We start from the raw sequence: 14,107 nt of genomic DNA, 5'->3' as shown, positions 1-14,107 counted from the left end.
AAAAAACCGACGCCCGGCCCCACGAAGAGTGGATCCGGGCGTCGGTTCAGGGACGCTAGTCGTCCGACTTGGAGCCCAACGTGGTCTTCTGCACCTGAAGCAGGAACTGCACGTTCGTCGGGGTATCACGAAGTTTGCTGGTGAGGACCTCGAGGGCCTGCTGTTGGTCCAATCCGGCCAGCACACGACGCAACCGCCACATGATCTTGATCTCGTCCGGCGACAAGAGGTTCTCCTCGCGGCGAGTTCCGGATTCGTTGACGTCCACGGCCGGGAAGATGCGCTTGTCAGCAAGCTGGCGCGAGAGGCGCAATTCCATGTTGCCGGTGCCCTTGAATTCCTCGAAGATCACCTCGTCCATCTTGGAACCGGTCTCGACCAGAGCGGTTGCCAGGATCGTCAGCGAGCCGCCTTCCTCGATGTTGCGTGCGGCGCCGAAGAAACGCTTGGGCGGGTACAGCGCCGCGGAGTCCACGCCACCACTGAGGATACGACCGGAAGCCGGAGCGGCGAGGTTGTAGGCGCGTCCAAGGCGAGTCATCGAATCGAGGAGGACGACGACGTCGTGCCCCATCTCCACGAGCCGCTTGGCACGCTCGATGGCCAGTTCTGCAACGGTCGTGTGGTCGTCGGCAGGTCGGTCGAAGGTCGAAGCAATGACTTCACCCTTGACAGTGCGCTGCATGTCCGTGACTTCCTCAGGACGTTCGTCAACCAGCACCATCATGAGGTGAACCTCGGGATTATTGGTGGTGATCGCGTTCGCAATCGACTGCAGCATCAGCGTCTTGCCCGCCTTGGGTGGCGAGACGATCAGGCCGCGCTGGCCTTTGCCGATCGGGGCAACGAGATCGACCACGCGTGGGCCGATCTTCTTCTGCTCGGTCTCAAGGCGAAGACGCTCGTTGGGGTACAACGGGGTCAGCTTGTTGAATTCCACACGCTCGCTGAGCTCTTCCGGCTTCTTGCCGTTGACGCTGGTCAGCTGAACCAAAGCGTTGAACTTCTGGCGGGAATTATTCTGGTTTTCGCCCTCACGCGGCGCGCGGATCGCGCCGACGACGGCGTCGCCCTTGCGCAAGTGATTCTTCTTGACCTGGGCGAGCGAGACGTAGACGTCGTTGGGACCGGGCAGGTAACCGGAAGTGCGGACAAAAGCGTAATTGTCCAGTACGTCGAGGATACCGGCAACGGGCAGCAGGACGTCGTCCTCGGTCACCTCGGTGTCGTCGACCTCGGGCCCGTTGTTCCGACCACGCCGGCGATCGCGACGGTCGTTGCGGTTTCGGTTGCGACGGTTCCGACCCTTGCGGTCGTCGTCCTCCGGGCCGTTGTTATTGCCCTTGTTCCGGTTGTTCCGACGATCGTTGTTGTTCTTGCCGCCGTCGTTCCGGTTGTTGTCCTCGGAGTTGTTCTCCTTGGGACCGTTGTCCTTGGAGCCGTTGTCCTTGGGACCGTTGTCCCTGGAGTTGTCCTTGGACCTGTTGTTGTTCTTGTTGCGACGATTCCGGTCGTTATTGCCCTTGTCGTCATTCTTCGAATCCGAACGGCGCTCGTTCTGCCCGTCCTGATCCTGCGAGCCGCCCTGGTTGTTGCCGCGCTGATCATTACGCTTGGTGCGCTCCTGATCCTGCTCACGGCCATTGTGGCGTTCCGCGTTGCGGTCCTCGCCGCGTTCGCGCTGGGAAGACTCGGCAGGGCGTTCCTGGGAGCCCTCGTTCTTCTGCCCCTCCTCGTCGGACTGCGGGACGTCATTCTTGACGTTCCCGCCCGACGTGGCCCGACGTGAGCGACCTCGCTGGGGACGCTCGGACTGGCCTTGTGCTGCGGGCTTTTGGCTGTCCTCGGAACCGTTCTGATCGGATCCCTCGGATTGCCCCTTATTCTGATCCGAGCCCTTGTCGGCCTTGGACTTGTTCTGAGCAGCCTTCTCGTCTCGGTCGGCGACGGCCGAACCGCGCTGATGGGCCGCAATGGCCTCGACCAGTGCAGACTTCCGCATGCGTCGAGCGCCAACGATGCCGAGCTGAGAGGCTAGCGATTGCAACTGCGCCAATTTCAAGGCGCTCAATCCGCCGCTGCTTTTCCCCTGCTCTGCGGCCTGGGACTCGGCTGTGTTTTGCGTGTTTTGAGATTCTGGAGACTCGTTGTTCTGGCGAGTCTGTTCAGCCGAACCGTTGGTTGGCTGTTCCGCACCCGATAGGTCGGTCGATACGGTCACGAAGGATCCTTCCCCCTCGACATGGCCCTCGTATATTGAAACGAGACCCGAATATTAATGGTCAGCACGCACCGCCAGAAAAAACGCGGTACGCACGAAGTCCCCGCACCAGATAGCGCAGAGATCAATGACGCGGTCCTTGCCCTCGCCGCCTCGAAGAATGTCGATTCGACGACGCGCAGGGATTTTCTTGAAATGACTGAGCGTACTCGACCCGTAGGCCGGGTAAACCCTCATCCCCAGAAAACCAAAGCTCAGGGACGATCAGCTAACGCGTCGATCCACCAGATTGGTGAACCATCATGATCCGGTCCCACTCAAACGCCAATCATTCCGATTGACCGTGCGACCGGCGAGAACCGAAAGCTTATAGAAGCTTATCGGACTCGACGTGCTCAACTATAACACCGTTGCGATCAATGGTCAGCCTTTCGACATCCCAATTTACGCGGCGATCTCCGAAGTAATTGGACGGCGCCTGCGCAAATTCCTCGATGAGCCCCGCCGCGCGGTCCGCCGAGTCGGCGTTCTCCGCCAGGACGAGAACCGTCGGCCCGGCGCCGGAAACGATGGCGGCAAGACCTCTCCCCCGCAGGTGCGTTACCAATCCAGCGGTCGGTCCCATGGCACTCGCACGGTACTGCTGGTGCAGAAAGTCCTCCGTGGCAGCGAACAGCTCGGAGGGATCGTCTTTCATCGCGTGAACCAGCAAAGCGGCGCGCCCCGAGTTGCTTGCGGCCTCGCGGTGCGGAACAGACTCGGGAATCAAACCACGGGCGATCCGAGTGGGTACTTCGTAATCCGGAATCGCCACGATCGGGACGACGTCGCTATGGACCTGGACCGACACAGAATGAAAGCCGTCCGGGCCGGAATAAGAAATGACCAGCCCACCGAACAGGGACGGTGCGACGTTGTCCGGGTGCCCTTCCATCTGGGAGCAGATCTGCAGAATAGCGTTCGATGTCAGTCGCAGGCCCTCAGGCACCATGGCGTTGGCCGCGACGACGCCGGCCACGATCGCCGACGCAGAAGATCCCATGCCTCTCGAGTGAGGAATGCTGTTCCGGGCCGTGACCCGCAGCCCTGGCAACTCATGCATTCCAATCGCCCGCCATGCGGTGCGCATGGCACGCACGACCAAGTGATCTTCTGTCTGGGGAACGGTCTGGCTGCCCTCGCCGCTCACGTCGAAAGCGAGGCGACCGGAAATTCTCTCCACGGTCACCTCGTCGTAACGTCCCAGGGCCAAGCCGAGGGAATCGTAGCCGGGACCCACGTTTCCCGTGGACCCGGGAACCGTGACGCGCACCCTGGTGCCCAGGGGGATGATATCCGGCCCGAAGGACGCTGCAGATTCGCCGTCGACAAGGGAGGTCGGCCTGATGTCCATGCCCATGGTGATTACTCCAAGCCGAGGGCATCGGCAACCGAGACGACGTCGAAGTCCACCGTAGTGGGCTCTACGTCGTCGCCGTCTGCTCCCCGCAGGGCCCACTGGGGATCCTTCAGACCGTGCCCGGTCACCGTGATGACGATCGTCGCACCGCTCGGGGCTTCTCCGGCCCGATGCTTCTTCAAAAGTCCTGCGACGCCCGCAGCCGAGGCCGGCTCGACGAAAACGCCTTCTCGGGAGGACAGCCAACGGTGGGCTTCGAGGATCTCGTCGTCGGTCACGGATTCGATGAGGCCCTCGGACTCGTCCCGAGCCATTTCGGCCTTGTCCCAGGAGGCAGGATTGCCAATCCGAATCGCAGTTGCGATGGTCTCCGGCTCACTGACTGGGTGTCCCAGAACAATAGGTGCGGCACCTGCCGCTTGGAAACCCCACATCTTGGGCCGCTTCGTCGCAACGGGCTCAATGGTTTCTCCCGCATCGTTGACGTAGGGCTGCGAGTACTCTTTGTAGCCCTTCCAGTACGCGGTGATGTTTCCAGCGTTTCCGACCGGGAGCAAATGATAATCAGGGGCATCTCCCAGGACGTCGACCACCTCGAAGGATCCTGTCTTCTGACCCTCGATGCGTGCGGGGTTGACCGAGTTGACCAGGAACACCGGGTAGTTCTCGGCGAGTTTCCTCGCGACCTCAAGGCAATTGTCGAAGTTGCCGTTGACCTGTAGCAGTTCGGCCCCGTGTGCGATCGCTTGCGAGAGCTTACCCATTGCGATCTTTCCGTCCGGAACCAGCACGGCGCACTTCAGGCCCGCCTGCGTCGCGTAGGCCGCAGCTGAGGCTGACGTATTGCCCGTCGAAGCACACACCACGGCTTCCGCGCCCTGTTCCTTGGCCGCGGTGATGGCCATGGTCATCCCGCGGTCCTTGAACGAGCCGGTCGGGTTCATACCCTCGAACTTGATGTACACCTCGTTGCCGGTGTGCTCGGAGAGCTTGGGGGCACGGATCAGAGGAGTTCCGCCCTCGCCGAGGGTGACGACTTCGGTCTTGTCGGCGACCGGAAGGCGGTCGCGGTACTCGTTGATGACTCCTCGCCAAACGTGTGCCATGGGGTTCCTTACGTTAGTTATCTCTGGCCCGGGTCGTTCCCGGTCGGACGGATGAGGAAAGAGAGGTGGCGCTAGCCCTCGACCTGAATCACGGAAGCAACGCTGTATACCGTGGACAGCGAGGACAATTCGTCGATCGTGGACTGCAGGTTCTCGTCACTGGTCTTGTGGGTCACGATGCGAATCGTGGCGTGGTTGCCTTCGATGTCCTCGTGTTCACGATGCTTGGTCTGGTGCATAGTCTGGATCGAGACACCGTGCTCGGCGAAGACGTTCGCGATCGCGGCGAGGACCCCGAGCTGATCCCGAACGCGCAGACCGACGGTGTACCGCGATACGACGTTGGACAACGACGTGGCCCGGAGCTTCGCATACGCATAATCCGGGACTCCTGGGCCCCCGAGCATGCTGCGGCGGGCCAAGGAAACGAAATCACCCAAGACGGCCGACGCCGTCGGTGCTCCCCCCGCGCCGGGACCATAGAACATGAGTTCTCCAGCATCCCGCGATTCGACGAAGACAGCGTTATAGGCGTCCCGGACACTCGCGAGCGGATGAGAGCGAGGAATCAGGGTCGGATTCACGCGAATGTTCACACCCTCTCCGTCGAGCTCGCAGACGGACAGAAGCTTGATCACGTACCCGTCGCTCGCCGCGGCGGCGACGTCGTCGGCGGTGATGTCGGTTATGCCTTGGCAGTGAACATCATCGATCGTGAATTCGGAATGAAACGCCAGCGAAGCGACGATTGCGGCTTTCGCTGCGGCGTCCTGCCCCTCGATGTCCGCGGTCGGATCGGCCTCCGCATAGCCCAATTGCTGGGCTTCAGCCAGGGCATCGTCGAACTGGGCCCCTGTCGAATCCATCGCGTCCAGGATGAAGTTGGTCGTTCCGTTCATGATGCCCAGCACTCGGGTGACTTGGTCGCCCGCGAGGGAGTCGCGCAATGGTCGCAGAATCGGGATAGCACCCGCGACAGCCGCTTCGTAGGAAAGCTGCGCGTTGTTCGCACTGGCCGCGCGCTGAAGTTCCGCCCCGTGGGCGGCCAGAAGAGCCTTGTTTCCCGAGACCACGTGCTTGCCGGCATTCAGCGCCCTGAGGATCCGTGACCGCGCAGGTTCCATGCCGCCGGTGAGCTCGATGACGACATCGGCTTGGTCGATCAGGGACTCTGCGTCCGTGGTGTAGAGAGAAGGGTCGGCTGCGTAATCGCGGTCCGCTTCGAGGCTGCGCACCGCGATCCCGACCAGCTCGGGAGTCGCGCCGATACGTTGCGCCAACTCCGCAGAATCTTCCGTGAGTACCCGTGCGACCTGCGATCCCACGGTTCCGGCGCCGAGGAGCGCCACCTTGATCGTCGGTTCGGTCATAGTTTCTCCTAGCAAGTCGGTATGTCGGCTCAGAGGCCGGCGTCCCTGGCGAAAAGGTCTTCCTCGGTTTCACCGCGCACGATCACGCGTGGAGGGCGCCCCGAGGAAGTCGCTACCACGCCGGGACGCGGAAGGTAGTTGTAGTTGCTCGAGAGCGCCCAGCAGTACGCCCCAGTGGCCGCCACGGCAAGAACGTCACCGCTCGCGAGGTCGGCGGGCAAGTAGCAATAACGAACCACGACGTCGCCGGATTCGCAGTGTTTGCCCACCACGCGGGAAAGAACTTGTTCTCCGCTGGGGGCCCGGTTGGCCACAACAACGGAGTAATCCGCGTCGTACAGAACCGGGCGCGCGTTATCCGACATGCCACCGTCTACTGAGACGTAGCGACGCACCTGAGTCCGGCCGGATCCGGAATCGATCGCAACGTCCTTGATGGTTCCCACGGTGTACAGCGTGGTGCCCGCGGGTCCGGTCAATGCGCGGCCTGGCTCGATCGAAATGTGGGGTATGTCCAGTCCCAGTGACGAGCAGGTATCCGCGACGCTGCGTGCCAGATCACGGGCTATGACGTCGGCGCGTCGAGGGGTATCCCCCTCGATGTAGCCGATGCCGTAGCCGCCGCCCAGGTCAAGTTCGGGGATGTTCGCGTCAATTCGGTTCGATACGTCTGAAATGAATGTCAGCAGTCGCTGGGCAGCGAGGCCGAAGCCATCGGCCTCGAAGATCTGGGAACCGATGTGGCAGTGGAATCCGCGCAGGTCCAGCCCGTCCAACGCATCCGCGGTCAGGGCAGCGAGCATCGCCACAGAGTCCGAGGAGGCAACCGCCGTTTCGGACCACAGTGATGCATCGACGTCGGATTCGGCCAATGCAGCCGTCCCTTCGGCCAGCGACAACCCGAACTTCTGGTCCTCGTGGGCCGTGGCGATGAAATCATGCGTCTCGGCATGCACACCGGGGGTGATGCGAATCATGACTGGGGCCGTGACGCCCATGTTGCGTGCGATGCGGTCGATCATGAAAAGTTCGGGAACGGAATCGGCTACGATCCGTCCGAGACCGTTCTCGAGTGCCCTGCGAATCTCGTTTTCCGATTTGTTGTTGCCGTGCAGGGCAATTCGCGCCCCCGGCATGCCGGCGGCAAGTCCCAGGGCAAGTTCTCCCCCGGACGCCGTATCCAAGTTGAGCCCTTCTTCCCGGGCCCACCGTACGACGGCCGAGCAGAGGAACGCCTTTCCGGCGTAATAGACCGAGACCTCGGCGCCGTATTCGCCAAAGGCCTTTTCGAATGCGGTGCGGTACTCGCGAGCGCGGGTGCGGAATGTCTCTTCGGAATAGACGTATTGCGGTGTTCCGAACTGCTCGACAAGGCTGGAGGCAGTCTGGCCGTCGATGGTCAGCTCGCCCGAGCCGTCACGACCATAAGAAGGGGTCCAGATGTGCCGGTCCAGCTCTGCCGGGTCGGAGGGAAGGCTGAGCCATTCCGGGACCACGGTCGACTGTGCCTTGCCCATTTACATCCTCTCCGGTGCGGTGACGCCCAAGAGGTGCAAACCATTGGCCAACACCTGGGTCGTGGCATCGTTCAAGGCCAGGCGAGTCCGATGGATAACGGTTATTTCTTCGTCGCCCTTGGGCGTTACGCGGCACGCGTCGTACCAACGATGGTATGCACCCGCCAGACGCTCCAGATAGCGAGCCACACGATGCGGTTCGCGGAACTCCGCGGCTTCGACGAGCACACCGGGGAACTGCCCCAAGGCCGCGAGAAGTTCCTCATCCGCCGGAGTGCTCAACAACGAGGCGTCGAAGCTCTCCGCCGAACGCGTCACTCCGGCGTCGGCCGCGTTACGGGCTACCGCGCACGTGCGAGCGTGCGCGTACTGAACGTAGAACACAGGGTTCTCGTTGGACCGCCGGGTGAGCAGGTCCAGATCAATGTCGATGTTGGAATCGACCGAGTATCTGGTCAGAGAATAGCGCGCGGCATCGGTTCCCACGGCATCGACCAGATCTTCCATGGTCACGACTGTGCCGGCCCGCTTGGACATCCGGATGGCCTTGCCGTCGCGGACCAGATTGACCATCTGGCCGATCATGACTTCGACAGCATCCGGGTCGTCGCCGATCGCCGCCGCGGCGGCCTTAAGCCTGGCAATGTAACCGTGGTGATCGGCACCCAGCATGTAGATCGCCAGGTTCGCGCCCCGAGCCCGCTTGTCGGCGATGTAAGCAATGTCGCCGGCGATGTATGCAGCGTTTCCGTCAGATTTGATGACGACCCGATCCTTGTCGTCGCCGTAGTCGGTCGACCGGAGCCACCACGCGCCGTCTGCGAAGTAGAGTTTGTCGCTGCCCTTGAGCTGCTCGAGGACCCGATCAACCTCGCCGGAATCGAAGAGCGAGTTCTCGTGGAAATAGACGTCGAAGTCCACCCCGAAATCGTGCAATGACTTCTTGATGTCCTCGAACATCATCGCCACTCCGTATTTCCGGAATACCTCCTGAGGATCATTCGATTCCAAGGCGTCGGGCACTTCACGGAGCACACGCTGTGCGATGTCGTCGATGTACTGCCCGCCGTAACCGTTCTCTGGGGCCGCCTCGCCGCGAGCTTTGGCCAGCAACGAACCGGAGAATCGATCGATCTGCGTCCCGTGGTCATTGAAGTAGTACTCGCGGGTGACCTGAGCACCGTTGGCCGTCAGGATGCGTGCCAGCGAGTCGCCCACGGCTGCCCAACGCGTGCCGCCGAGGTGAATCGGCCCAGTGGGGTTGGCGGAGACGAATTCCAAGTTGATGTGCATGCCGTCGAGCTTGGTGGACCAACCGTACGACGCTCCGGCCTCGAGAATGTTCTGCGCCAGAACACCGGCTGCGGCCGCGTCGAGAACAATGTTGAGGAATCCCGGACCGGCTATGTCCACGTCGGACACGCCGTCGATCGCGATGATCCACTCCGAGAGGACCTGGGCTACCTCACGAGGGTTTTTGCCCACACGCTTGGCGAGCTGCAGAGCGATGTTGGTGCTCCAGTCACCGTGCTGGCGATTCTTGGGACGCTCGACCTTCACTTCTGGCAGGGCTTGTCCCTCGACCAGCTCGAGCTGCCCAGAGTCGATGGCCTGGTGGAGGCACGCGGATATTGCATCGGAGAGTTCTTCGGGAGTCACTCGTCCAGTCTACAAGGATTGTCTTTCACTCCACCTTCGTGACGGCGCGAGGAAAGATTCGGGCCTTCCGAAACTTCACCACGACCATGACGAGCCACATCGAGAGGAGGAAGGGCCAGGTGAACACGGGGCCTCCCGTGAGCGCCAACAGATGGTTGAAAGCCAAAGTCAGCCCGACGCCGGCGACGACGGCGCCGGCCCGCACACCCCATGGCCTCTCCGGTAGCACGACGGCGCCCAGGGCAATCGCTGCCAACACTGCCGAATAGCCGGTCAACCCGGCGCTCAGGTTCGCCGTCGGAGAGTGAACGGCAATGCCGAACCCAATAGCCAAAGCGCTGCCCGCGAGGGAAGCCACACCGATCTTCCAGGATCCGAGAAACAACGAGAGGACGATCACGAGGCCGGTCACGAGACCCGTTGAGAGGATGACCTCCGAGAAATCCTGGAACAGTCCGAGCTCATAGCCGGAAAAGGAGCTCACCGGAGTCGCACTCGACTCGGTTCTGAGCAGGGGCACTATTGCACCGTGCTCGAGTCCCGCAATGATGCAGAAGGGCGCGGTGGAGACCGGCAGGTCGAACCGCCGGAGCCACGGCAAGGACCACAGCCACCGGATCATTTCATGGACGGGGATACATGCGAAGCTGCCTACTACCGTCACAAGAACCGCGGGCCACGTGCCGCCCAACTCCCACGCCGCGGCCGCACCGACCAATGCCCCGTTGTAGCCCATGAGTCCGTCATCGATCTCTGACCGGCGATGCTGGAGGAAGTAGGCACCGAAAGTCTGAACGAGGCTTCCCAGCACGACGAGTCCCGCAATGCTCCACGAGGAGAACGAAAGCCCTATGACGATTCCCAGACCGGTCAGCGCGCTCCGGACAAAGAAGATTTGGCCGAGGCCTCGAGCCACGACGGAAGCAGTTGAGATAAGGGGCGCATACATGTGAACGTTCAGGCCCCGATCCGTTCACTTGTCGACGGGCCGGATTCGGCAGATTTGTGTCGCCGACGTTCCGTCAGGGCAAATCCCGCCCAGACTGCAACGAAACAACCGACGAGAACCAATCCTGCGTCACCCAAGTCGATCTCGGCCAGCCACGTGGTCACAGGATCCTTCAGACCCAAGAGTCCGTGGAAGAAGCCACCCAGCGTGAGGATGGAGATCAGGAGCGCGGCGAGCGATGAGACGGCGGTGACGGTTGCGTTGAATCGTATTCGGGACGTGTTGTCTGCCAGCGCAGAGGAGTACAACCGCATCATTCCGAGGCCGTTCAAGGTGTCGCATAGCGTCATCGCTGCGGTGAAGGCAAAGGGAAGGCCGAGCAATGCGACAGCAGGCACCCCTGCCAACGACGCACTGGCCGTCAGCAACAGCAGTCCGATCGTCGTCGCCGTGTCGAATCCGAGGCCGAAGAGGAAACCAATGACGAAGATGTCACGAGGACTGCGCACTCTGGACAGGGGTCCTCTGAGCAAACGGGATACCAAGCCCCAGTTTTCGTCGAGATCGTGTCGATGTCCCTGAGGCAATCTGTGGCCCGTCCGCGCCCTGCGGATCAGTCGAACCGCGATTCCGCTGTTGTACAGACCAAGGACCAACAGGTAGAAACCCGATACACCGGCTCCTATCAGCCCGAGCACGAGATTCGCCGTGCTCCCCTCCTCGAACGCGCCGTGGACGAAGTGCACGCCTGCTATGACCATGATTCCGGCGAGAGTTACGACCATGGAGTGGCCCAAGCTGAATGCAAACCCTACGCTCGCCGGATTCCTTCCGTCGGCGACGAATTTACGCGTCGAATTGTCGATCGCGGCTACGTGGTCCCAGTCGTAGCTGTGTTTCATTCCGGCGACATAGGCCGTCAGCACGACGCCGAGCGCCAAGGGCTGCGATCCGGGAACGAATGCGGTCAGCAAGAGACCGAGGGCGATGAGATGAAGCGAACCTACGGCGCCCAGGGTGAATCCGACTCGGGTCCTGAGAGGCAGGCTTTCCCTGCGTGTGACGTAGCGGCTGTAGAGCGCCGAGGCAGACACATCCGTCATCGACTCTCCCCTTTCTAATAGGCGTGATTCGAGGGCAATCAGTACTTACGGAGGTTCATCCGTCCCTGGTTGCGCAGTCGCGACCTGACTTCGTTCGCGACGGCGAGGTGCAGGTCGTGGATATCAGCGGTGCTGTGGGCAAGGCTTCTCATGGCCCAGCACGCGAGACCGTCTTGTCGTTGAGCTCCGACTCGAGTCATCCCGGACATGGTGTTCGAGGCGTCCATGATGTCCGCGAGGTCCTCGTAGAGTCGCTCGTCCAGGCGCCGATCCGCGACGAGAAGCTGGCCCGTATGGCTGTGCCCCTCCATGAATCCCACGCCGGAGACTTCCGTTCCCTCGCCCGGTTTGATCCGAAGTTGGTCCACGGCCACCCGACGTCGGCCACCTTCCGTCCGGGCCCGAATCTCGGTGCGCATGCGCAGCTCCTGGTATGCGAAGCTCGCTCCGGTGGGCGACCATCCGGGTGTGATGATTTCGCAGGTCAGCAACGAGGACTGAGGGTGCATGTCGATCACGGTGTCCTGGAAGTACTGTCCTTCCCTGTAGACGATCAGCTGGTCGGGCACGGATTCCAGGGTTGCTCCGCGGCCGAGCGAAATGCGCATGCGTTGACGTGCCGGCCCTTGCGGAGTCTTGTAGACCTTGGTCGCTGACTGAGTCGTGAGGAGAAGGGAAGCATCGTCCTTGACCTCGATGTCTATCTCGTAGACGTCTGATCCGAAGTAGGCGCCACCGGGATTGACCATGGTGTAGACCACTTGCCCCGACGAATCCAGGTACAGGGGCTTGAGGACCCGCAGGGCGTTCTCGTGGTATTGGTCCGCCGCGAACGACCGGCCGTTCCGGACATCGATTCCAAGACGCAACCGTCCTGCCGAGTCACCGCACGACGTCGGGCGGCCCCAGCCCCTGCTGTCCGCTGTCTCCCGATCTTTCACTTAGGCAAGGTCCATCATGAGGACATCTGTGCGTATCCATTTCAGAACGGCTTCGAGCCCTTCGTCGGTCACCAGGTTGGTCATGGCAAAAGGTTTGTACTGGCGGAACACCCGCGAATCGGCCTCCATGACGGACAGGTCGGCGCCGACATACGGGGCCAAATCGGTCTTATTGATAATGAAGAAGTCGGATTTGATCATGCCTTGACCAGCTTTCCTGGGGATTTTCTCCCCCTGAGCAACGTCGATGACGTAGATCGAGAAGTCCACGAGCTCTGGACTGAAGGTCGCGGAAAGATTGTCTCCGCCGGATTCGACGAAAATGATCTGCAGATCCTCGTGCCGCTTCCTCATTTCCCCGATGGCGGCTTCGTTCATGGACGTGTCTTCGCGGACGGCCGTGTGGGGGCATCCACCCGTTTCCAACCCGATGATTCTGTCCTCCGGCAGGACTGAGTTGCGGGCGAGGATTTTGGCATCCTCGATCGTGTATATGTCGTTCGTGATCGCGGCCATGGGTATCTCCTGGCTCATGGCGCGAGAGACGCGCTCGATCAGCTGTGTTTTTCCGGCGCCGACAGGGCCACCGATCCCTATAATCACAGGTTCCATTGTTCTTCTCCTTCAATTCGTGTTTTCAGCTCATGAAGAGGCGCGCACGCTGACGCTCATGTGCCATTTGGGCAATCTCGAGTCCAGGCGATATTGCCCCGAGGTCTTCGGCCCTCAGCTGCCTGGACGCTTCTACAGCGCGCAAGACTTCGGGTTGCAGCGCTGCGACGATTCGCTGTCCTGCGTTCTGCCCCAGTGGGATCCCCCGCACGGCGTTCTGTGTCAGCGAGATCACCGAGGCGTAAACATGAGAGGCAACGGCCTCGTCTTCCGGGACCCCCAGGTCACGCGCGAGCACTGCCATTGAGATGGCCTGATGGCCGTGGCTTCTTCCGTCATCGACCGACCGGGCGTAGGCCTCGGTCCAGCGTCCCGAGTAGCTGGCCGCGCCGATGGACAGAAGCCGACGCCCCATGGTGATCCCCCCGTCACGTATCTGCCGTGGCAGGGCTTGGGCGATAATCAGTTCGTCCAGGTCCACGATTTCTTCTTCACAGGACGCACGGTAGACGATACGGATGGCCGCCGCGTCGGTGTACGTCAGTTGTTGCTCCACGAACATGCGCAGCCAATCGGCGAAAGTATCCTCGTCGTCCAGTTCCCCTCGGCTCATGTACGTTTCGAATCCGAGCGAATGACTGAAGGCTCCGGTCGGTATCGCGGAATCCGTCAGTTGCATCAGACCCATCAAACGAGTCAGTGCCGTGGTGCCCTCCGGTTCAGTGGGTGTGTTCTGCATGACGGAACGGCACAGGCATCACACGTTCTTGACGCGCGTAGTCAACGTTTTCTTCGTGGAGGAATCTCTCGACGGTGTGGTCGTACTGAACGACCATGACCTCGGCTTCGTACTCGCTGTTCTCGTCGAAGAACTGCGCTTGCAAATGCCGGTTCCCCAAGCTGTGCGCGATGCGACCCATGTGGAAGATCGAAATCGGCCGGATGACCAACACGTCCGTTGGCAAGACGCGCACGATAACCGCGGAGTCGCCGTCTTCTCCAGGGACAGCCAAGACATCCCCGTCCTTGAGGTCCGGGGACCGAGACGGAAGGCGGAGCCCCAATTCGTTTCCATGGTCCGTGGTCAGCCGTTGGATCCGTTTAACCAGGTCCTGGCTGGGGAGTACGACTTTCTCGACGTGACGGTCCGCAACGAGGGCCTGGCCGTCGGGTTCGTGCACGTTAGCGAGTACGCGGGTGACAATCATGAGCTGTCTCCTGGGCTGGATG

The 14,107-nt window shown here is 61.5% G+C and carries 12 protein-coding genes; all 12 read right to left on the bottom strand.

Translation table 11 applies throughout. The features are described 5' to 3' along the window. Positions 1-55 precede the first annotated feature (55 nt). A complete protein-coding gene (rho, locus tag sake_RS05075; RefSeq protein ID WP_238147652.1) occupies positions 56-2,071 on the bottom strand; it encodes a transcription termination factor Rho in 2,016 nt (671 codons plus the stop codon). Positions 2,072-2,588: 517 nt separating this feature from the next. Further along, entirely contained in the window at positions 2,589-3,620 is a 1,032-nt protein-coding gene (thrB, locus tag sake_RS05070) for a homoserine kinase (RefSeq protein ID WP_129359907.1), read from the bottom strand. Positions 3,621-3,625: 5 nt separating this feature from the next. After that, positions 3,626-4,726, bottom strand: a complete 1,101-nt coding sequence (thrC, locus tag sake_RS05065) for a threonine synthase (protein ID WP_178945566.1) — start codon at positions 4,724-4,726, stop codon at positions 3,626-3,628. A 71-nt stretch (positions 4,727-4,797) separates the two neighbouring features. Continuing rightward, positions 4,798-6,096: a homoserine dehydrogenase gene (locus sake_RS05060; protein WP_129359909.1), complete on the bottom strand. Its 1,299-nt coding sequence runs from the start codon at positions 6,094-6,096 to the stop codon at positions 4,798-4,800. A 29-nt stretch (positions 6,097-6,125) separates the two neighbouring features. Beyond that, the gene (locus sake_RS05055; protein WP_178945565.1) at positions 6,126-7,613 is read right to left on the bottom strand and encodes a diaminopimelate decarboxylase; all 1,488 of its coding nucleotides are present in this window, start codon (positions 7,611-7,613) and stop codon (positions 6,126-6,128) included. Beyond that, positions 7,614-9,272, bottom strand: a complete 1,659-nt coding sequence (gene argS / locus sake_RS05050) for an arginine--tRNA ligase (protein WP_178945564.1) — start codon at positions 9,270-9,272, stop codon at positions 7,614-7,616. A gap of 25 nt (positions 9,273-9,297) precedes the next feature. Continuing rightward, entirely contained in the window at positions 9,298-10,188 is an 891-nt protein-coding gene (locus sake_RS05045; RefSeq protein ID WP_178945563.1) for an urea transporter, read from the bottom strand. A 41-nt stretch (positions 10,189-10,229) separates the two neighbouring features. Further along, complete coding sequence (locus sake_RS05040) at positions 10,230-11,324, bottom strand: HoxN/HupN/NixA family nickel/cobalt transporter (protein ID WP_129359913.1); 1,095 nt, start codon at positions 11,322-11,324, stop codon at positions 10,230-10,232. A gap of 38 nt (positions 11,325-11,362) precedes the next feature. Beyond that, on the bottom strand, positions 11,363-12,265 hold the full coding sequence (locus tag sake_RS05035; RefSeq protein WP_129359914.1) for an urease accessory protein UreD: 903 nt from the start codon (positions 12,263-12,265) through the stop codon (positions 11,363-11,365). Then, entirely contained in the window at positions 12,266-12,877 is a 612-nt protein-coding gene (ureG, locus tag sake_RS05030; RefSeq protein ID WP_178945562.1) for an urease accessory protein UreG, read from the bottom strand. It abuts the gene before it with no gap. Positions 12,878-12,902: 25 nt separating this feature from the next. Then, positions 12,903-13,616, bottom strand: coding sequence for an urease accessory protein UreF (locus sake_RS05025; protein ID WP_178945561.1), 714 nt, complete (start codon positions 13,614-13,616; stop codon positions 12,903-12,905). Then, positions 13,597-14,085 (bottom strand): urease accessory protein UreE, encoded by a 489-nt coding sequence (ureE, locus tag sake_RS05020; protein ID WP_129359916.1) that lies wholly within the window; start codon positions 14,083-14,085, stop codon positions 13,597-13,599. Before ureE ends, sake_RS05025 begins: the two co-directional genes overlap by 20 nt. Positions 14,086-14,107: the final 22 nt, after the last annotated feature.

It is taken from the genome of Kocuria sp. TGY1127_2 (assembly GCF_013394385.1).
Classification (GTDB): domain Bacteria; phylum Actinomycetota; class Actinomycetes; order Actinomycetales; family Micrococcaceae; genus Rothia.
The sequence above is the reverse complement of the archived record's forward strand: the minus strand, read 5'-3'. Positions and strand labels throughout refer to the sequence as shown.

Excerpts from the sequence above, each read along its gene's own strand:
- thrB (WP_129359907.1), bottom strand. The coding sequence starts at position 3,620 with ATGGGCATGGACATCAGGCCGACCTCCCTTGTCGACGGCGAATCTGCA.
- thrC (WP_178945566.1), bottom strand. The coding sequence starts at position 4,726 with ATGGCACACGTTTGGCGAGGAGTCATCAACGAGTACCGCGACCGCCTT.
- sake_RS05040 (WP_129359913.1), bottom strand. The coding sequence starts at position 11,324 with ATGACGGATGTGTCTGCCTCGGCGCTCTACAGCCGCTACGTCACACGC.
- ureG (WP_178945562.1), bottom strand. The coding sequence starts at position 12,877 with ATGGAACCTGTGATTATAGGGATCGGTGGCCCTGTCGGCGCCGGAAAA.
- sake_RS05025 (WP_178945561.1), bottom strand. The coding sequence starts at position 13,616 with ATGCAGAACACACCCACTGAACCGGAGGGCACCACGGCACTGACTCGT.
- ureE (WP_129359916.1), bottom strand. The coding sequence starts at position 14,085 with ATGATTGTCACCCGCGTACTCGCTAACGTGCACGAACCCGACGGCCAG.
- sake_RS05060 (WP_129359909.1), bottom strand. The coding sequence starts at position 6,096 with ATGACCGAACCGACGATCAAGGTGGCGCTCCTCGGCGCCGGAACCGTG.
- sake_RS05055 (WP_178945565.1), bottom strand. The coding sequence starts at position 7,613 with ATGGGCAAGGCACAGTCGACCGTGGTCCCGGAATGGCTCAGCCTTCCC.